Origin of the sequence: Pseudomonas sp. CFBP 13710 (assembly GCF_014842235.1) — a bacterium.
Taxonomy (GTDB): Bacteria; Pseudomonadota; Gammaproteobacteria; order Pseudomonadales; family Pseudomonadaceae; genus Aquipseudomonas; species Aquipseudomonas baltica.
This window is the reverse complement of sequence record NZ_JACYVJ010000001.1, coordinates 688,537-707,760: the sequence shown is the minus strand read 5'-3', so window position 1 is coordinate 707,760 and position 19,224 is coordinate 688,537. Positions and strand designations below refer to the sequence as shown.

Below are 19,224 nucleotides of genomic sequence, written 5' to 3'. Positions count from 1 at the left end.
GGTCAGCGCAATCCCTCGTGCTGAGCGACGGTCGTCGACTCGCAGCTCCACAGTTCCAGTAGAAAATCACCCTCCCTGTGTTCCACCAGCCGGTGCATGCCCAATTCCGCGTGCAGCTGTTCGTGGACCTGCGTGGCCGTCTGCGGCGCACCCTCGATGCTCGCCAGCCAGTGACAAGCAACCACTTGGCCTCCGGGGTTCAAGCAAGCACGAGCTTTCTCGATGACCTGGCTGAGGTCGGTGCGACTCAGGTAGTAACCCAGTTCATTGAGCACGATGAGGTCGAAGCGCTCGCTTGGCCAGTCGGCGGGCAGGGCGGCCTGTCGCGCCTGGGCGTGGGCGATGTCGCTCAGGCGCGCCTGGGTCAGGCCCACCGCGCGGGTGTTCATGTCGCAGCTGAGCAGGGCGTCGCAGCGCGTGGCCAGTGCCAGGCTGGTCTCGCCGTTGGCACAACCGGGCTCGAAGATCGCGCCATAGCGCTCCTGCGGCAGGCAGGCGAGCAGCAATGCCCGCTTGCGCCGCTCGTACCAGCGATGCCGCATGGCCCAGGGGTCGTCGTTGCCCTCGTAGAGCTTGTCGAAATACTGGTTGTCGACGCTTTGTCCGCTCATAGAAACACCACCTCGAACGGCTGCAGCAACCGCTCCAGTACGTAGGGGGGCAGCACAGGCGCCAAGCCTATCTGTGGATCGCCTTCCAGCTGACTGGCGAAGGCATGCACCGCATGGCTCTTGCGCGCCACCATCACCTTGTCCAGCGGCAGCTTGCGCGCGCGCGACCACGGGATCCGATCGTCTTCGGGCTGCGCCCAGTGCCAGGTCCAGATCGGCAGTTCATGATGGCTCGCGCCAGCAGCCGCGGCCGCCGTTGCGCCCGCACGGCCTACCGCCTCATGGTCGGTGTGGCCATCGTTGCACCAGGTGCTGAACACCACATCGGTGGGCTTGAGGTAACGCTGAATGAACTCGGTCAGGCGTTGCTCCTCGTGCGCCACACCGCTGTCGGCAAAGCCTCCGCGAATCCATTGCAGGCTGTGCAACGGCAGGCCCAACCGGTGCAGCGCCTCGGCGCTCTCCTGCGGGCGCACTGCACTGAGGCGTTCGGCCGGCCACGTCTGCGAGCCCGGATGGCTGGCGCTGCCGTCGGTGACGGAGATGATCAGGATCTGCCGATCCAGCCCTGCCAGCAATTGCAAAAGCCCACCACAACCGAGCACTTCATCGTCCGGATGCGGGGCGATGATCACCGCCCGCGAGCCGGCCGGTACCAGAGTCTGGGCGTCGATCAATGGCAGTTCGGCCAAGTGCCGCGAGCCGCGCCAGGCCTGCAGGGGCGTGCCCTGGCCTACGATAGGGTTTTCTTTCATAAACTCCAGGTCCGCGTCGTGGGGGCGCCGAGCAACTGGCCCAGCGCAGCGAGGTCGCGCTCGGCATGGCTCTGTCGCAGGTATACCGGCAGATCGGCGATCAACCGGGCGAAATGAGGATCCTTGCAGTACGGGCCCGCGCCCAGGGCTCGGCCGACATGGCTGATGACGGTGTCGGCGGTGTGTTCAGCCACCGCGCGGCACAGTCGCGCCGAATGCTCGAAATGGCCATCGGGCTGCTGGTCGGCAGCAATCGCGGCCGAGCGCAGGACGGCAATGCAGGCCGCCAATGCTCGATCCACTGCGCCCAGGTGCGCCAGTGCATGAGGTTCGGGCCGGGCATGGCAGTGCTGGGCCAGATAGCGCCCAAGCTCACGGGCGGCACCGAACCAGCACGCGGCGATGCCGATGCCGCCCAGCCAGAAACCGGGGCGGTTGAGGTAGCTTCCTGCGGTTCCGACGCACCAGCCCTCGGCGTTTTCCAGCAGGATCTCGACGCTGCCGGTGTTGGCCATGCCCACGGCGTTCCAGCCGTCGTCGGTGACGCACAGGTTGGCCTGGTCCATCGGCACCGCGACCAGTTGTTGCTGGCCATCGTCATCCCAGGCCGTGAGCAGGCCATGGGTGACGACGCTGGCGCCCGAACACCAGGCCTTGCGGCCGCTGAGCAGCACGCGGTCACCTTCGTGGCGAACCATCACCCGTGCCTGGGGCGGCTCCGAGGCCCAAGTGCCCCAGATCGAGCCCTCGGGCGCGGGATCGGCGCCCAGTTCCTGCATGATGGCCAACGCGTCAGTGTGGCCTTCGTACAGTTTGCACAGGCCCAGATCATGCCCGGCCACGGCCGCCAGGCACTGCCAGCGCTGCAAAGTGTCGCCACCGGCGGGCAGCGGCAGGCTGTCCAGGCCCGAGGCGCACAGCCGCCGCAGTTCCTTGCCCAGCGCTGCAGTGTCGGCGTAACCCTGCGCCGGCCAGGTCAGAGCCTCGGTCAGGGTCGGTTTCATTCTTCGACATCCCGGTGCAGTTCGAACATCAGCATCGAGCGACCGGTCACCTGGAATTCGCTGCCGAATTCCAGACGCTCATGCTCGCCCAGGTCCGGGCGGTTGGTGTCGATGCGGCAATTCCAGTATTCACCTTCCGGTACTTCGGGAAGGGTGAAGTTGACGACGTCATGGTGAGCATTGACGATCAGCAGCAGGGTCGCATCGGCGCCCGGTTTGCGAATGCCACTGGGCTGCGCGCGGCCATCGAGCATCATCCCCAGGCAGCGGCCATGGGCGTCTTCCCATTGCTCGGCGGTCATCTCGTTGCCCAGCGGGTCAAGCCAGGTCACGTCCTTGACGCCGATGGCTTCGTTGTACTCGCCGACCAGAAAGCGATTGCGGCGCAGGATCGGGTAGCTGTTGCGCAGCTTGATCAGGCGTTTGACGAAACGCAGCAGGCTCTTGCCGTCTTCGTCGAGCTCCCAGTTGACCCAGCCGATCTCGCTGTCCTGGCAGTAGGCATTGTTGTTGCCACCCTGCGTGCGCGAGAACTCGTCGCCGGCGACGATCATCGGCGTACCCTGGGAGAACAACAGGGTGGTAAAGAAGTTGCGCATCTGGCGCAGGCGCAGTTCGATGATTTCCGGATCGTCACTGGGGCCTTCGACACCGTGGTTCCAGGAGACGTTGTTACTGGTGCCGTCCTGGTTGTCTTCGTCGTTGTCTTCGTTGTGCTTGTCGTTGTACGACACCAAATCGCGCAGGGTAAAGCCATCGTGCGCGGTGATGAAGTTGACCGAAGAATAGGGCCGGCGACCGCGCTGGTTGAACATGTCGCCCGAGCCGGTCATGCGCGCGGCGAAGTCGGCAAGCTGGCCGTCGTCACCTTTCCAGAACGCCCGTACGGTGTCGCGGAAGCGATCGTTCCATTCGGCCCAACCCGGCGCGAAGCCGCCCACCTGATAACCACCGGGGCCACAGTCCCACGGCTCGGCGATGAGCTTCACCGAGCGCAGCACCGGGTCCTGGCGACAGGCAACGAGGAAGCTGTGACGTTCCGAGAAGCCGTCGTGGTAGCGGCCGAGGATGGTTGCCAGGTCGAAGCGGAAACCGTCGACGTGCATTTCCGAGGCCCAGTAGCGCAGCGAGTCGGTGACCATCTGCAACACACAGGGATGGCTCAGGTCCAGCGTGTTGCCGGTGCCTGAGTCGTTGATGTAATAGCGCTTGTTCTCGGGCATCAAGCGATAGTAGGAGGCGTTGTCGATGCCGCGCATCGACAGCGTCGGCCCTTGCTCGTTGCCTTCGGCGGTGTGGTTGTAGACCACGTCGAGAATGACTTCCAGGCCGGCGTCGTGCAGGTGCGCGATCATCTCCTTGAACTCGGCGATCTTGCCGCTGGCGATGTAGCGCGAATGCGGCGCGAAGAACGCGATGCTGTTGTAGCCCCAGTAGTTGTTGAGGCCTTTCTGCAACAGGTGCTGGTCGTTGACGAAGCCATGGATCGGCAGCAACTCGATCGACGTCACCCCCAGGTTCTTCAGGTGGTCGACCACTTCCGGCACGGCGAGGCCGGCGAAGGTCCCGCGCAGGGACTCAGGCACGGCAGGGTGCTGCATGGTCAGGCCGCGCACATGTGCCTCGTAGAAGATGGTCTTGTCCCACGGCACACTGACGCGATGGTCGCGGCCCCAGGTGTAGGCCGGGTCGATGACTTTGCTCTTCGGCACGAATGGAGCGCTGTCGCGTTCGTCGAAACTGAGGTCACCATCGGGATGGCCGATGGTATAGCCGAACAGGGCCTCGGACCACTTGAGTTCGCCTACCAGCTGCTTGGCGTAGGGGTCGATCAGCAGCTTGTTGGGGTTGAAACGGTGGCCGTTCTCGGGGTCGTAAGGGCCATGCACACGGTAGCCGTAGATCAGCCCTGGGTGGGCGTCGGGCAAGTAGCCGTGGTAGATCTCGTCGGTGTACTCGGGCAACTCGATGCGCTCGATTTCCTCTTCGCCACTGGCATCGAAGATGCAAAGTTCGACCTTGGTGGCATTGGCGGAAAACAGTGCGAAGTTCACACCCAGACCGGTCCAGGTGGCGCCAAGCGGGAAGGGCAGGCCTTCGCGAATACGCGACGGTTCGGTCGGTTCTGGCGCGGGTGCAGCTTTCTTGTGCGGACTCATGGTCGATCCTTGCTCTTGGTTTGCACGCATACGGCGCAGGCAGATGTCATAGCATCATCGGTGTCTTCAGAGTCGGGGGGTGCTGAGGCAGGCAACGGGTCGGTGAACGTGCCGTCCGGGTGACGGGCACGTGAAGTTCGGTAACTGCAGCCGTCCAGCCCTGGGGCTGGACCGACGGAAGATGTGCCCGCGTGCCAGGTAGCGGCAGTACGCGGGCGGGTGTCACTTTGCAGCGGGCTTTTTCGGTGGACGCGGCTTCTTCGGTGCCGGTGGCTTGCCAGCACCGTCGGCCTTGGCGGCGGGATCCGCTGCTGCATCGGCTGGCTCAGCAGCCTTGCCCGGGGCCTTGGGTTTGGCAGCAGGACCCTCGCCAGCTGGCTTGGGCTTGGGCTGAGCGGCCGCCTTGGGCTTGGCCGCAGCTTTGCCCTTGGCCGGCTTGGAAGGCGCTAGCGCCTCAGCCTCGGCCAGTTTGCGTGCCATCTCCCAATGGCGCTCGTCCTGCCCTTCGGGCTGACCTTCGGATTCCCAGATCTGATAGGCGAATTCGCGGACTCGTTTATCGTCGGCACTCATTTCAACGCTCCTTATTACAGCTCACTTTGTAGGAAGAGATTGACGGGAAACTCTTTCAGCGCAGTGCTCACCAACAATTCCTTCTCTGCTGTGACTGCGTGGTCGGAGAAAAGTCCCTTCAATGTAGCCCCGGATTGCACCGATGGCAAAACGACACGGGTGTCGCCCCAAGCGCTGGCATCGATCAAAGGCGTCTGTGCATCGGCCAACAGGCCGCTGGCCAGACGGGGCACGATCACTATGGCCGTCGTGCCGTCCAGTACGCGAGCGAACGCGTGAATGCGATCGGCATGCACACCCTGGACGTCGAGCTTCTGGTAGCTGCCGTCCCGGAATAGCGCCGGGTGTGCGGCACGAGCCTGAAGCGTGCGCTGGATCATGGCCTGCTTGATGCGACCATCGTGCCAGTCTTGCAGCAATTCGCTGACCGCAGGGCGGGCATCGAGCGAATGTTCGCGTGCGGCGTAATCTACCGGACGACGGTTGTCCGGATCGACCAGGCTGAAATCCCAGTACTCGGCGCCCTGGTACAGATCGGGGATGCCAGGCACGGTCATGCGCAGCAGGGTCTGCACCAGGCTGTCCAACGCGCCGCTGGGCGCAATGGTGCGACTGGCGGCGGCAATGGCATCGCGCAGCGGGCGACCCTTGTCGCTCAGCAGCAATTGCTCGAGAAAGTCGCGGCAGGCTGTTTCGTAGGCTTCGTTTGGCGCACTCCAGCTGCTGATCAGCTTGGCTTCGCGCAACGCCTTCTGCTGCCATTGGTACAGGCGCTCGGCGTAGGCGGTCAGGCCTTCGACGTCGTCACTGCGCAAGTCCAGCGGCCAGCTGCCCAGCAGTGCCTGGTAAAGCATCAGCTCGTCGCCACCACTCGGTGCATGGCCGTCGCCGAAGGCACTGCGCAGGGGCGCAGCCAGCTCCAGCCATTGCTGCACTTGCTCGACGTACCAGGGTGCGCGCTCGCTGAGCACGGCCAGGCGCGTACGGGTGTCTTCGCCCCGCTTGTGGTCGTGGGTGGCAGTGGCCAGCAGATTGTCCGGGAAATGCTCGAGGCGCTGCTGACAGGCCTGGTCGAACGCTTCCGGGGTGCCGGCGAACAGTTCGGTCTCGAAACCGACGTCGTTGCGCGAAAGCAATACGGCAGAGCGGTAGAATGCAGTGTCCTCGACAGCCTTGGCCGCCGCCGGCGATGTCAGTTGCTGGAAGCGCACGCAGGCGTGGCGAATCAGCTTGCGTCGACGCCCGATGGGCAGCGCGCGCCAGCGTTCGCCACCCAGCCAGCGCTGCAGGTAATCGAGTACCGGCCAGTCGGCCTCGCCCAAGGTACCGCGTGCGCCGTCCATGGCCTTCTGGAAGAAGGCTTCGTCTTCAGCCGGGCGTCCGCACGGGTTGATATAGGTACGGTACACCGGGAAGTGCACGATCAGTTCTTGCAGCGCTCGGCGGATGGCGCCCAGGGTCAGGTCGCGGCTCATCAAGTCGCCGCGGGCCACTTGCAGCAAGGCCTGGGCCACGGACTCGAAATCGCCGGCGAGGGAACCGTTGAGTACCAGGTTGCGAGCCACGTGGGCTTCTTCGATGAACTCGCTGGGGCGGCCACTGACGCGGCTCCACAGCTCGCCCAGTGGCTGCTCGCCGTCAGGGTCATGTTGCAGCAACGACACCTGGTTCATGAACTCGTAGCCGGTGGTGCCATCGACCTGCCAGTCACGGTGCAGTGTTTCGCCTGCACCCAGAATCTTCTCGACGTAGATCGGTACGTGATCGATGCACGCGGACTCCGGGCGCTGCTGCAACAGGGCGTTGACCCGACGTCGCAGTTTGCGCGAATAGCCACGCGGGTCGGCCAGGCCGTCGATATGGTCGATACGCAAGCCGTCCACCAGGCCTGCGCCGATCAGTTCGAAGATCTTCGCATGGGTCGCTTCGAACACCGCCGGCCGCTCGACACGCAGGCCGCCCAACTCGTTGACGTCGAAGAAGCGCCGCCAGTTGATGTCGTCACCGGCGGTGCGCCAGCTTGCCAGGCGATAGGATTGTCGCTCCAGCAGCTCGTGCAGGCGGTTGAAGCCTTCGTCGCTGGTGGCATCGAACTGGGCGAGGGAGGCTTTAATGCCATCGTTCAGGCCGCCGCTGGCAACACGGGTCGCCAGATCGGCTTGCAGCGCGCGAGCCTCGCCGTACGCGTCGTCGCTGCCATGCAGGTTGGCGAAGCGCGCGCCCAACTCGCTGACCGGTGCATTGCCCGACGCCGCCAGGATGTGCGGGTAGTCGATCGGACAGATCGGAAAGCGATGCTCGTAGTGCTCAACGAAAAAGCTGCCTTGCTCGGCGTCGAACTTGAGCACCAGTTCACCGCCCTGCAGGGCTGCGCCGTAGTCACTGCCGAGAAAGGGCAACAGCAACTGGCCTTCGAGCAACGGGTCGGGCGAGTGCCACTGAATGTCGAAGAACTCCGAATACGGGCTGCGACGCCCCCACTCGAGCAGGTCGAGCCACCACGGGTTGTGCGCACCCCCCACGGCCATGTGATTGGACACGATGTCGAGGATGAAACCCATGTCCTGCTCGCGCAGCGCTGCGATCAGCCGCTCCAGCGCGGGCTGGCCACCCAGTTCGGGGTTGACCTGGGTCGGGTCGACGACGTCGTAGCCGTGCATCGAGCCGGGGCGGGCCTTGAGAATGGGAGACGCGTACACATGGCTGATGCCGAGCCGGGAAAAATACGGCACCAGGCGAGCGGCATCATCCAGGGTGAAATCCTTGTGCAACTGCAGCCGAACGCTGGCCGTCATTTTTTTCATCGGTAACGCTCACTGGCTTGTTGGCGGGCGCAGGCCAGCAGCTCTAGGCGTCTGGCAGCGTCTTCATCGTCGAGAAGATTCTGGGCATGGGCGCTGTAGCGGCGGCGCCAATTGGGATGACTGTCTATGGTGCCCGGCAGGTTGGCCTGTTCCTCGATACCCAAGGCATCGTCGATCGGCAGCAATACCAGCGGAGCAGGGGTCTGGCCAAGGAAGCGGGTACTGGCGTCGATCATCGCATCGATGTCGTCCACGCCCTCCACCTGACTCTGCTGCAGCTCGTGTGCAAGCACCTGGCGCAACGCGCGACGCTCGTGCTCGCGGGTCTCGCGCCAGTGTTTCTCGGTCGGCTCGTCGATCAGTTCCAGGTCGCGGTTCCAATCGATGTCACGCCCGCGCCACCAACCGTTGAGGGTCGGCAGGTCGTGGGTGGTCGAGGTGGCCAGGGCGTTATCTGGCCACGCTTGATTCTCGATGAACACGCCGTCGTTCTGTTCGAACAGCAGCACGCGCATCCCCAGCATCTGCCGGGCTGCCAGCTTCTCACGCAAGCCATCGGGCACCGTGCCGAGGTCTTCGCCCAGCACCACGGCCTGGTGACGGTGGGATTCGAGCGCGAGCAGGCGCAGCATGTCGTCGATGGGAAACTGCAGGTAGGCACCTTCGCCGGGCTTGGCGTCGGCCGGAATCAGCCACAGGCGCTGCAGGCCCATGATGTGATCGATGCGCAGGCCACCGGCGTGGGCGAAATTAGCCCGCAGCATCTCGATGAATGCGCGGAAGCCATTGCGCTGCAGACCCTCGGGCGAGAATGCCGAGATGCCCCAGCTTTGCCCCGAGCGATTCAGAATGTCGGGCGGCGCGCCCACGGTCAGGTCGGCGAGCAACTCGTCCTGACGGCTCCAGGCCTGGCTACCGGCGCCGTCGGCACCCACGGCAAGGTCGGCGATCAGACCGATCTTCATGCCGCTGCTGCGCGCCGCTTGTTGCACCTTGGCCAAGCAGCGGTCGATCAGCCATTGGCAGAATGCATGGAAAGCGATCTCATCGCCGTGGGCTGCAGCGAACTCGGCTACGGCCGTGCCGCGCGGGTCATGCCACTGCTGGGGCCACTGGCGCCAGTCCAGGCTTTCACCGCGAGCCTTGAAGTCGGCCTGCAAAGCCTCGTAGCGGCAGTGATTCTCCAGCGCTTCGCCACCGGTGTGGCGGAACGCGTTGAAATCCGCATTGAGGGGGTGTTCGTTCTGGCAGAAGCTGTCATAGAGCGCACGCAGCAAGCGCTGCTTGGCCCCGGCGGCAGCTGGCCAGTCCACCAAAGGCAACGCTTCCAGCGCGTGCAGGGTATCGCCCAACCCGGAAGTTTCGATAGCGGTGCGCACGGCGTCTTCACCGAGCACCGCGGCAGGTGCCGCGTACAGGCTGTTGAGAAACAGCCGGCTCGAAGGCGAGTAGGGGCTGTAGCGCGTGTTGTCGCTGCTGCTCATGGCGTGCATGGGGCTGATCGCCAAGGCATCGGCACCGCGCTCGCCGGCACTGCGCACCAGCGTTTCCAGGGCTTGGGTGTCGCCGAAGCCGCCATCACCGCTGCGGCGCACTGCGTACAACTGAACACTCAGCCCCCAGGCGTGGGCCGTGTCCTGGCCATAGGCGTCGGCTACGCTGAAGCAGCGTGGTGGCGCTACAGCCAGGGTGAAATGCTGCTGCTCGATGTGCACGTCCTGATAACCGACGGGCAACAGGCCGGGCAGGGCGCCGTTTTTGTCCAGGCTCAGCGACAGCGTACTGCCGTCTTCCAGCTTGACTTCGCAGGCCGTACCCGGCTCGAAGAACCGCGCAAGATCGAGCGGCTGGCCGTGTTCGACCGTCAACAGTGGGGGCAGGCGATGCGACTGTGCCGTCTTGCGCAACTCGTCCAGGCTTTGCTCGACCTCTTGCACTGAATCGGCAGGGTGGCCCAGGCCACGCAGCACCTTGCGCAGGACACCGTCGGCAACCGTCTGCGGCTTGCCATTGGCATCGGTCCAGTCGACGGCGATGCCGGCGCGCTCGGCAAGATCGTGGAGTTGGCGTTGTTCGGTCATACCGCTGTCTCCGAGTCACCCGCCGGAATCAAGCTGACCAGAGCGGTAAAGGCGGGCAGTCCTTGGGTCAGTACGGTGGTGGTGTCGTTCTGGGGCCGGCTGTCGAACAGCAGGTGTTCGGTCTGCAGATGGGCCGGCACGGTCGCCTCGCTCAGGTTCAGATCGATGCGCAACACGCTGCCATCGCCCATTCGCCATTTTGCCGTCACCGCCTTGTCGGCCAATACCTGCGCACCCAGTGACTGGGCACCATCGAGCCGCGGCACGATCTCGTCGCGGCGCAAGGCCAGCAACTGGCGATACAACTGCACCCAGGCCCCGTCCTGGCGGAACTGGAATTCGGCGAAGTCCGGCCGCGACGCTTCGAACGTGCTGGCAGCGTTCGGATCGGGAATCTTCGCCCGGGTTGCTTCGTTGGCGAAGGCGTCGAACGCGGCAAACTCGGCGCGACGCCCCTCGCGGACCGCTTCGGCCAATTCGCCGTGGTGATCGGTGAAAAACAGGAACGGCTCGTCGGCGGCCCACTCGTCGCCCATGAACAGCATGGGAATCATCGGCGACAGCAACAGCAAGGCAGTGGCGGCGCGCAGGGCCGGTTCGCTGCACAGCAGACTCAGGCGCTCACCCATGGCGCGGTTGCCGATCTGGTCGTGGTTCTGCAGAAACAGCACGAAGGCAGTGGGCGGCAGATGACCGCTGGGTTCGCCACGCGATTCGCCCTTCTGGTTGGTATCGCCCTGATAGATGAAACCCTGACTCAGGCAACGCGCCAGCTTTTCGGTCGACTGTTCGCTGAAGTCGGCGTAGTACGCCTCGTCTTCACCGGTGAGCAGTGCATGCAGCACGTTATGACCGTCGTCGTTCCACTGCGCGTCGTAACCTTGCTCGAGCAGATGAGCCTGGTTGTGCTCGTTCTCCAGCATCAGCCAGACGTGTCGATCGGCGCCGACCTGCTCGCGCAGGGTGGTGGCCATCTCCTGCAGGAAGGTCGGGTCTTGAATGGCATGCACGGCGTCGAAGCGCAGGCCGTCGAAACGGTATTCGAGCAGCCACATGGCCGCGTTATCGATGAAGAAACTTCTTACCTCATCGCGACGGAAGTCGATGGCATCGCCCCACGGGGTTTTCTTGTCGTGGCGGAAGAAGCCCTTGGCGTAGCGGCCGAGGTAATTGCCATCGGGGCCGAAGTGGTTGTAGACCACATCGAGGATCACCATCAGGCCATGGCCATGGGCGCAATCGATCAAATGCTTGAGCTGTTCGGGTGTGCCGTAGGAGGCTTCCGGAGCATACGGCAGGACGCCGTCGTACCCCCAATTGCGTTCGCCGGGGAATTCGGCAATGGGCATCAACTCGATCGCGGTGACGCCAAGGGCTGCCAGGCGTGCCAGGTGGGACTCGACACCAGCGTAACCGCCCAGCGCACCCACGTGCAGTTCATAGATGACCGCCTGGGACCATGGCCGGCCCAGCCAGCTGGTGTTCTGCCAACTGTAGGCCAGCGGGTCGACCACGAGGCTGGCTGAATGCACGTCGTCCTGCTGGGCGCGGGACGCCGGGTCAGGCACTGCCATCTCGCCATCGATATCGAAGCGGTAAGCGGTACCGGCCGCGCACTTGTGTTCCAGGGTGAACCAGCCGTCGTTGCCGGCGAGCATGGGCAACGATTCGCCGTCGGCGATCTGCAACCCGACCGAGAAAGCGTCCGGTGCCCACAATGCAAAGTGAGTGAGCCCGGAGTCCTGCATTACTGCACCGTGGGACCAGGTTTCAGTTTTCCGTGAAGGCATCGATGAAACCTCTTCCATTTATTGATTGATCGCCGTTATTTATGATTCGCAGAAGTCTTGCTGCCATGGACCAGCGCCTGATAAAGCTCGGCGTAAGGTTCCACCGCCTCGCTCCAGTTGAAAGGCTGGGTCATCGCGCGGCAGCGCATGGCATTCAACAGTTCAGGCTTGCCGAAGACATAGAAGGCGCGCGCCAGGGCGGCCTTGTAGCTCTCGATGGTTGACTCGCCGAACAGAAAACCGGTTACCCCGTCCTCGATGGTGTCGGCCAGGCCGCCGGTGTTGCGCGCCACGGGCAGCGAGCCGAAGCGTTGTGCATACATCTGGCTCAGGCCGCAGGGCTCGTAGCGTGACGGCATCAGCAGGAAGTCGCTGCCGGCGAACATGCGTCGCGCATCGGTTTCGTTGAAGCCGATGCGTACACCCACGCGACCGGGGAAGCGCAGGGCGAGCTCGCGCATGGCCTGCTCTTCCTCGGGCTCGCCGCGGCCGATGATGATCACCTGGCCACCGTTTTCGACGATGAACTGTGTCACGCCTTCGGTAAGGTCCAGGCCTTTCTGGTAGACCAGGCGGGACACCACGGCGAACAGGGGGCCATCAGATTCTTCGATTTCGAACAGCTTGCGCACGTGGGCCGCATTGACCGCCTTGCCTTCCCAGTCGTTCAGGCTGAACGGGCAGACCAGGTGCGGGTCGGTGGCCGACTCCCAGCTGGCGTCGATGCCGTTGGGAATGCCGCTGAGTTTGCCTTGCTGGGCCTTGCTGCTGAGGAAGCCTTCCAGGCCGCAACCGAATTCGGGTGTGGTGATCTCTTCGGCATAGGTCGCGCTCACCGTGGTGATGTGGTTCGCGTAGGCCATGCCGGCCTTGAGAAACGACAGCTTGCCGAAAAACTCCATGCCGTCCTGCTGCATCGCATGGTTGGGAACGCCCAGCTCCGGGCAGCAGCCACGGCTGAACACACCCTGGTAGGCCAGGTTGTGGATGGTGAACAGGGTAGGCGTACGCAGACCGCGCCAGTGCATGTAGGCAGGCGCCAGGCCGGCAGGCCAATCGTGGGCGTGCACCAGGTCAGGCTTCCAGTGCACCATGCCCTGGCCTGCGGCGATGTCGGCGGCTGCCAGGCCCAGGCGGGCGAAGCGGATATGGTTGTCCGGCCAGTCGCGGCCGTTGTTGGCGCCGTAGGGGGTGCCGTCGCGCTCATACAGTTCTGGGCAGAGCAACACGTAGATGACCAGCCCGTCGGGCATGTCCATGCGGCCGATCTTGCACGGTGGCAGGGCGGCATGGCCGCTTAGTTCGCCGACCACGTGAATCGGGTTGTCGCTGTTGAGCACTTGCGGGTAGCCGGGAATCAGTACGCGAACGTCATGTACCTGACTCATGGCGCGTGGCAGCGCCGCCGACACGTCACCCAGGCCGCCGGTCTTGACCAGGTCGGCAATTTCCGATGTCACGAAAAGAACTTTTTGTTTGTGGGCGCCAGACGGCGTCTGCAGTGCTTTGCTGGTAGGCGTGGGAACCTGCAAGTGGGCGGGTTCCGCCGCTTGCCTGTTGAAACGCTCTCCGTGGTTTTCGACAGCGGCACTGATCATTGTTCTCTCCCGTGCATTACGTACTTGTATGGCAGATCCTGACTCTAAAAAAAGCGCTGATCGATTAGCGCTTCCCGCTGACACACGCACAGGCGCCGCAGGCAACGGCGTTCCTGCCGCAGGCTGCAATGATTCACGGGATGGCAGGCTTGGCGGACAAGAAACATCAAATAACCTGCTCCCTATCCTGACCTGTCTGATTTGCAAAAAGTTTCGAGTTTTTTGCATCGGATTTCCAAGCGATACATCGCCTGTGGCCTGAGTGTAGGAGATCCGCCATTTTTTTGGGCCAGGCGCGCGACTGACGGCCGATAATTATTGGCACACTCGTACTACAGGCCTCTGCCAGAGGGCTTCCAGCGCACTTTGGCTGTGCGCCGAAAGCGCTTTTGCGCGGTCGTCCATGCCTGCCTCGCAAACCGTTGCGATTTGTGTCGGATCCCAGGTATGAACGTTGATGAAATCGACAAAAAAAGCCAAGTTTTGCCCAGCGTCGCAATCGACCAAAGGTATACTCGGAAACTTACCGGTATCGTCCGGGACTAACTTGGAAGCTCGATCGGGCAATACCCGTACAGGCTTTCAGGACAACACCGTTCAAGAAATATCTTCTTCAAGCAACATAGAGTGGAGCTCTCGCATGCAACTGGGAATCATTGGGCTGGGCCGCATGGGCGGCAACATCGCCAGAAGGTTGATGCGCGCGGGTCATCAAACGGTGGTCTTCGATCGCAATCAGGATTCAGTGCATGGCCTGGCCGGTGAGGGCGCCATCGGGGCCGCCGATCTAGCCGATCTGGTGAGCAAGATGGACACGCCGCGCGCGGTCTGGGTCATGCTGCCCGCCGGCGCTCCGACCGAGGCGACCATCGCCCAGTTGGGCGATCTGCTCGAGCCGGGCGACGTGATCATCGACGGGGGCAACACCTTCTACAAGGATGACATCCGTCGCGCACGCGAGCTGGCTGCACGCCAGTTGCACTACGTCGACGTCGGCACCTCTGGCGGCGTGTGGGGCCTGGATCGCGGCTATTGCATGATGATCGGCGGCGAGCCGGACATCTTCGAACGCCTCGACCCACTGTTCGACTGCCTGGCGCCGGGCATGGGCGACATCCCGCGTACCCGTGATCGCAACAGTTCGGACGATCGTGCCGAGCGTGGCTACATCCATGCAGGTCCGGCCGGTTCCGGGCATTTCGTCAAGATGATCCACAATGGCATCGAGTACGGCATGATGCAGGCCTTCGCCGAGGGCTTCGATATCCTCAAGACCAAGTCCAGCAGCGAGCTGCCGGAAGATCAGCGTTTCGACCTCAACCTGGCCGATATCGCCGAAGTCTGGCGTCGCGGCAGCGTGGTGTCGTCGTGGTTGCTCGACCTGACGGCCGATGCCCTGGCCAGCGATCAGCAGCTGAGCCAATATTCCGGCGTGGTGTCGGACAGTGGTGAAGGCCGCTGGACCATCGACGCGGCGGTCGAGCAGGCCGTGCCGGTACCGGTGTTGTCCAGCGCCTTGTTCGCGCGCTTCCGCTCGCGTCAGGACGCGACCTACGGTGACAAGATCCTCTCGGCGATGCGCTTCGGCTTCGGCGGTCACGTCGAGGTTCCCAAATGAGTAGAGCGACCTCGAAAGTAGATGCCGCTCCACCGTCAACCCTGTTTCTGTTCGGCGCCCACGGCGACCTTGTCAAACGCTTGCTGATGCCGGCCTTGTACAATTTGAGCCGGGATGGCCTGCTGGACAACGGCCTGCACATTGTCGGGGTCGATCACAATGAGGTGAGCGACGCGGACTTCGCCGCCAAGCTCGAAGCCTTCATCATCGAACAGGCGCGCGCCAAGGGCATCGACGAGCCGGAAAAAGTGCTGGATCCGGCGCTCTGGGCCAAGCTGCGCAAGCGCATCAGCTACATTTCCGGCGACTTCCTCGACGACGCCACCTACCAGGCGATTGCCGCGCGCATCGAAGTCAACGGTACCGGCAATGCCATGTTCTACCTGGCCACCTCGCCGCGCTTCTTCAGTGAAGTGGCGCAGCGACTGGGCAGCAGCGGGTTGCTCAAGGAGCAGCCTGACGCCTTTCGCCGGGTGGTGATCGAAAAACCCTTCGGTCACGACCTGGCGTCCGCCGAAGCGCTCAACGCCTGCCTGTTGAGCGTGATGAGCGAGAAGCAGATCTATCGCATCGATCATTACCTGGGCAAGGAGACGGTGCAGAACATTCTGGTCAGCCGTTTCTCCAACGGTATTTTCGAAGCCTTCTGGAACAACCACTACATCGACCACGTGCAGATCACTGCCGCTGAAACGGTCGGGGTCGAAACCCGTGGCAATTTCTACGACCAGACCGGTGCGTTGCGCGACATGGTCCCCAATCACCTGTTCCAGCTGTTGGCGATGATTGCCATGGAGCCCCCGGCGGCCTTCGGCGCCGACGCGGTCCGCGGCGAGAAGGCCAAGGTGATCGGCGCCATTCGCCCCTGGTCCAAGGCCGATGCCTTGAAGAACTCGGTCCGTGGCCAGTACACCGCGGGGCAGGGCGACAAGCCCGGCTATCGCGAGGAGCCCAAGGTCGACCCGCAGAGCAGCACCGAAACCTACGTGGCGCTCAAGGTCATGGTCGACAACTGGCGCTGGGTCGGTGTGCCGTTTTATCTGCGCACCGGCAAGCGCATGAGCGTGCGCGACACCGAGATCGCCATCTGCTTCAAGCCGGCGCCCTACGCGCAGTTCCGCGACACCGAAGTAGACCGGCTCAAGTCCAACTACCTGAAGATCCAGATCCAGCCAGACGAGGGCATGTGGTTCGACCTGCAGGCCAAACGCCCCGGCCCGGCAATGGAGCTGGAGAACGTCAAGCTGGGCTTCGCCTACAAGGACTTCTTCCAGATGCAGCCGTCCACGGGCTACGAGACGTTGATCTACGACTGCCTCATCGGCGACCAGACCCTGTTCCAGCGCGCCGACAACATCGAAAATGGTTGGCGCGCCGTGCAGCCGTTCCTCGACGCCTGGCGCGAGGGCGGCAGCATTGCCACCTACGCGGCGGGCGAAGACGGTCCGGAGGCGGCCGACGAGTTGTTGGCACGCGATGGCCACCACTGGCATCGACTGGGATGAGTGCGGCTTCGGAACACCTCATCCAGTTCGTCCTCAGCGACATGGACGGCACCCTGCTGATGCCCGACCACAGCCTGAGCCCAGCGGTTATCGAGGCGGTGGCGCAGCTGCGCGAGGCAGGGGTGCGGTTTACCCTGGCGAGCAGCCGCCCGCCGCGGGCCATGCGCCAACAGATCCAGACCTTGGGAATCGACCTGCCGACCGCTGCATTCAACGGTGGCGTACTGGTCAATCCCGACGGCAGTGAGCTGCAATCCCACTGGGTGGAGCGCGCGGCGGTCGATATTTGCCTGGCGTTGTTTGCCCAGCACCGGCTGGACGTCTGGGTGTTCGCCGACGACCAGTGGCTGGCACGCGACCGCGACGCTCACTATTTTCCCAAGGAGCTGCACGCTCTGGGCTACGAGCCGTTGATCGTCGACGATTTCACGCCCTATCTGGACCGCGTGCACAAGATGGTCGCCACCTCCAGCGACTTCCAACTGCTGATCGATCTGGAACGGCAGCTGCAGGGGCCGCTGAGCGGCAAGGCGATTGCGGCACGCTCGCAGCAGTATTACCTGGACATCACCGCGGTGTTGGCCAACAAAGGCGAAGCCCTGGCAACCTTGGCTGCCGGTTTGAGCATTGACCTTGCCAACACCGCCGTATTGGGTGACGGCGCCAACGATGTGGCCATGTTCAAGCGGGCCGGTTTTTCCGTGGCCATGGGCCAGGGCGAGCAGGCGGTGCGCGACCAGGCCGATGCAGTGACCGCCAGCAATGCGGCGGACGGCGTGGCGCAAGCCATTCATGAGCTGATATTGCCCCGCGCTCGACGTTGATACAGTTTTCCGGCGTGGCACCGACTTCCGGTCCGCGCCAGTGGTCATGAGGGTTCCATGCCGGCACTGATCGAAGACTATGCCCTGTTGGGCAACTGCCGTACCGCTGCTCTGGTTGACAAGTCGGGTTCGCTGGATTGGTTGTGCTTTCCTCGTTTCGATTCCCCTGCCTGTTTCTCGGCCCTGCTGGGTGACAGCGAAAACGGCCGCTGGCGTATCTGCCCCAGCGATGCCTTGACCGCTACCGAGCGCCGCTACCGCGACAGCACGATGATCCTGGAGACGGTGTTCCATACCGAGCACGGCAGCGCCATGCTCGTCGACTGGATGCCGGTGGGTGACCAGGACTGCGTAGTGCGCACGGTCGTCGGGCTGAGCGGGAAGGTCGCTTTCGACATGGAGCTGGTCATGCGCTTCGACTACGGCAGCAGCGTGCCCTGGGTCGAGCAGGCCCATCCCCGGACCCTCACTGCGGTGGCCGGCCCCGACATGCTGGTGTTGCGCAGCGCGTCCGACCTGCACGCGGTGGACCACCGCACCGGCAGCCGCTTCACGGTCGCCGCCGGCGAGCGGCTGTGCTATCGCCTGAGTTTCCAGGCCTCGCACCTGCCGCTGCAACCGGCCGTGGATGCCGACCGCTGCCTGGCCGAAACCGAGCGCTACTGGCATGAGTTCGCCGAGCGCTGCCCCGACGTGGGGGCATGGACGCCGCTGGTCAAGCGCTCGCTGTTGACCCTCAAGGCCATGACCTATGCCCCCACGGGCGGCATCGTCGCTGCGGTCACCACCTCGCTGCCCGAGCAATTGGGCGGCGAGCGCAACTGGGATTATCGTTACTGCTGGCTGCGCGATGCCACCATGACCTTGCTGGCCTTCATGAACCTGGGCTACTACGAAGAAGCCGCTGCCTGGCGCAAGTGGTTGATGCGTTCGGTTGCCGGCAACCCCGAGCAGATGCAGATCATGTACGGCCTGGCCGGTGAGCGCCGATTGCCCGAGCAGACCCTGCCATGGCTGGCGGGCTACGAGGGTTCGGCGCCGGTGCGCATCGGCAACGGCGCCGCGACCCAGCGGCAGCTGGATGTCTACGGCGAAGTGGCCGACGCCATGAGCCAGGCCATCCGCGCCGGGCTGCCGCGACACCCGCGTGGCGCTGCGATTTTCCGCGTCATACTGCCGTACCTGGAAAGCATCTGGGAGCAGCCGGACGAGGGAATCTGGGAGATTCGCGGTGCGCCGCAGCACTTCACCCATTCCAAGGTCATGGCCTGGGTGGCTTTCGACCGTGCGGCGAACCTCGCCGAGCCCACAGAAGAGGGGCGGGAACAGGCCGCGCGTTACCGCGCCGTCGCCGACCGCATCCATGCCCAGGTCTGCAGCCGGGGCATCGATGCGCAGCTGGGGCATTTCGTTCAGGCCTATGGTTCGACCCATACCGATGCCAGCCTGCTGCAGATTGCCTTGACCGGTTTCCTGCCGCCGGACGATCCGCGGGTGGTGGCGACCGTGGCACGTATCGAGAGCACGTTGATGCGCGACGGTCTGCTGCTGCGTTACGACACCGCCCACGGGGTCGATGGCCTGGACCCTGGCGAAGGGACTTTTCTGGTGTGCTCTTTCTGGCTGGCCGATGTCTATGTGCTGCAAGGCCGCATGGCCGACGCCGAACGGCTGTTCGAGCGCCTGGCCGGTCTGTGCAACGACGTTGGCCTGCTGGCCGAGCAGTACGACCCACAGGCGGGGCGCATGCTGGGAAATTTTCCCCAGGCGTTCAGCCAGTTGGGCATCATCAATACCGCGCTCAACCTGTACCGCGCGCAGAACCCGGCCCAGGCCCGCGCTGCCGCCGCCGTGGGCGCGCGCGTGGAATGATCGCGCGGAGTTGCCAAACGAGGATTTGAT

At 63.8% G+C, this 19,224-nt stretch carries 13 protein-coding genes; 4 read left to right on the top strand and 9 right to left on the bottom strand.

From position 1 onward, the window contains the following. Window positions 1-2: 2 nt before the first annotated feature. The 9 genes from IFT44_RS03005 to glgA all read right to left on the bottom strand — a co-directional run bounded on the left by IFT44_RS03005 (window position 3) and on the right by glgA (window position 13,375). Window positions 3-611 (bottom strand): class I SAM-dependent methyltransferase, encoded by a 609-nt coding sequence (locus tag IFT44_RS03005; protein ID WP_192175396.1) that lies wholly within the window; start codon window positions 609-611, stop codon window positions 3-5. After that, complete coding sequence (locus IFT44_RS03000; protein ID WP_122477836.1) at window positions 608-1,366, bottom strand: PIG-L deacetylase family protein; 759 nt, start codon at window positions 1,364-1,366, stop codon at window positions 608-610. Before IFT44_RS03000 ends, IFT44_RS03005 begins: the two co-directional genes overlap by 4 nt. After that, the gene (locus tag IFT44_RS02995; RefSeq protein WP_192175395.1) at window positions 1,363-2,370 is read right to left on the bottom strand and encodes an acyl-CoA dehydrogenase family protein; all 1,008 of its coding nucleotides are present in this window, start codon (window positions 2,368-2,370) and stop codon (window positions 1,363-1,365) included. Before IFT44_RS02995 ends, IFT44_RS03000 begins: the two co-directional genes overlap by 4 nt. Continuing rightward, a complete protein-coding gene (gene glgX, locus IFT44_RS02990) occupies window positions 2,367-4,529 on the bottom strand; it encodes a glycogen debranching protein GlgX (protein ID WP_192103505.1) in 2,163 nt (720 codons plus the stop codon). The genes IFT44_RS02995 and glgX overlap by 4 nt, the downstream gene beginning before the upstream one ends. A 222-nt stretch (window positions 4,530-4,751) precedes the next feature. After that, a complete protein-coding gene (locus IFT44_RS02985; protein WP_192055273.1) occupies window positions 4,752-5,102 on the bottom strand; it encodes a DUF2934 domain-containing protein in 351 nt (116 codons plus the stop codon). Between the two features lie 14 nt (window positions 5,103-5,116). Next, a complete protein-coding gene (locus IFT44_RS02980; RefSeq protein ID WP_192175394.1) occupies window positions 5,117-7,906 on the bottom strand; it encodes a malto-oligosyltrehalose synthase in 2,790 nt (929 codons plus the stop codon). Next, a complete protein-coding gene (gene malQ / locus IFT44_RS02975) occupies window positions 7,903-9,987 on the bottom strand; it encodes a 4-alpha-glucanotransferase (protein ID WP_192103511.1) in 2,085 nt (694 codons plus the stop codon). The genes IFT44_RS02980 and malQ overlap by 4 nt, the downstream gene beginning before the upstream one ends. After that, on the bottom strand, window positions 9,984-11,777 hold the full coding sequence (gene treZ / locus IFT44_RS02970; protein ID WP_192137261.1) for a malto-oligosyltrehalose trehalohydrolase: 1,794 nt from the start codon (window positions 11,775-11,777) through the stop codon (window positions 9,984-9,986). Before treZ ends, malQ begins: the two co-directional genes overlap by 4 nt. A gap of 35 nt (window positions 11,778-11,812) precedes the next feature. Next, window positions 11,813-13,375 carry a glycogen synthase GlgA gene (gene glgA / locus IFT44_RS02965; protein ID WP_122477847.1) on the bottom strand — a complete coding sequence of 521 codons (1,563 nt, stop codon included), beginning with the start codon at window positions 13,373-13,375 and terminating at the stop codon, window positions 11,813-11,815. 457 nt (window positions 13,376-13,832) lie between these two features. On the opposite strand from glgA, the gene gnd reads away from it, so the two are divergent. The 4 genes from gnd to IFT44_RS02945 are packed head-to-tail and all read left to right on the top strand — an operon-like array spanning window position 13,833 to window position 19,194. Then, on the top strand, window positions 13,833-14,993 hold the full coding sequence (gene gnd, locus IFT44_RS02960) for a phosphogluconate dehydrogenase (NAD(+)-dependent, decarboxylating) (protein WP_425311959.1): 1,161 nt from the start codon (window positions 13,833-13,835) through the stop codon (window positions 14,991-14,993). Next, a complete protein-coding gene (zwf, locus tag IFT44_RS02955; protein WP_192175393.1) occupies window positions 14,990-16,498 on the top strand; it encodes a glucose-6-phosphate dehydrogenase in 1,509 nt (502 codons plus the stop codon). Before gnd ends, zwf begins: the two co-directional genes overlap by 4 nt. Beyond that, window positions 16,495-17,322 carry a Cof-type HAD-IIB family hydrolase gene (locus IFT44_RS02950; RefSeq protein ID WP_122477851.1) on the top strand — a complete coding sequence of 276 codons (828 nt, stop codon included), beginning with the start codon at window positions 16,495-16,497 and terminating at the stop codon, window positions 17,320-17,322. The genes zwf and IFT44_RS02950 overlap by 4 nt, the downstream gene beginning before the upstream one ends. A 57-nt stretch (window positions 17,323-17,379) precedes the next feature. Then, a complete protein-coding gene (locus tag IFT44_RS02945) occupies window positions 17,380-19,194 on the top strand; it encodes a glycoside hydrolase family 15 protein (protein WP_185793245.1) in 1,815 nt (604 codons plus the stop codon). Window positions 19,195-19,224 lie beyond the last annotated feature (30 nt).

Bases quoted from the DNA above. Each gene is read 5' to 3' on its own strand.
- IFT44_RS03000 (WP_122477836.1), bottom strand. From the start codon at position 1,366: ATGAAAGAAAACCCTATCGTAGGCCAGGGCACGCCCCTGCAGGCCTGG.
- gnd (WP_425311959.1), top strand. From the start codon at position 13,833: ATGAAATCGACAAAAAAAGCCAAGTTTTGCCCAGCGTCGCAATCGACC.
- glgA (WP_122477847.1), bottom strand. From the start codon at position 13,375: ATGATCAGTGCCGCTGTCGAAAACCACGGAGAGCGTTTCAACAGGCAA.
- IFT44_RS02950 (WP_122477851.1), top strand. From the start codon at position 16,495: ATGAGTGCGGCTTCGGAACACCTCATCCAGTTCGTCCTCAGCGACATG.
- IFT44_RS02985 (WP_192055273.1), bottom strand. From the start codon at position 5,102: ATGAGTGCCGACGATAAACGAGTCCGCGAATTCGCCTATCAGATCTGG.
- IFT44_RS02995 (WP_192175395.1), bottom strand. From the start codon at position 2,370: ATGAAACCGACCCTGACCGAGGCTCTGACCTGGCCGGCGCAGGGTTAC.
- IFT44_RS02980 (WP_192175394.1), bottom strand. From the start codon at position 7,906: ATGAAAAAAATGACGGCCAGCGTTCGGCTGCAGTTGCACAAGGATTTC.
- IFT44_RS02945 (WP_185793245.1), top strand. From the start codon at position 17,380: ATGCCGGCACTGATCGAAGACTATGCCCTGTTGGGCAACTGCCGTACC.
- treZ (WP_192137261.1), bottom strand. From the start codon at position 11,777: ATGCCTTCACGGAAAACTGAAACCTGGTCCCACGGTGCAGTAATGCAG.
- malQ (WP_192103511.1), bottom strand. From the start codon at position 9,987: ATGACCGAACAACGCCAACTCCACGATCTTGCCGAGCGCGCCGGCATC.
- zwf (WP_192175393.1), top strand. From the start codon at position 14,990: ATGAGTAGAGCGACCTCGAAAGTAGATGCCGCTCCACCGTCAACCCTG.
- glgX (WP_192103505.1), bottom strand. From the start codon at position 4,529: ATGAGTCCGCACAAGAAAGCTGCACCCGCGCCAGAACCGACCGAACCG.
- IFT44_RS03005 (WP_192175396.1), bottom strand. From the start codon at position 611: ATGAGCGGACAAAGCGTCGACAACCAGTATTTCGACAAGCTCTACGAG.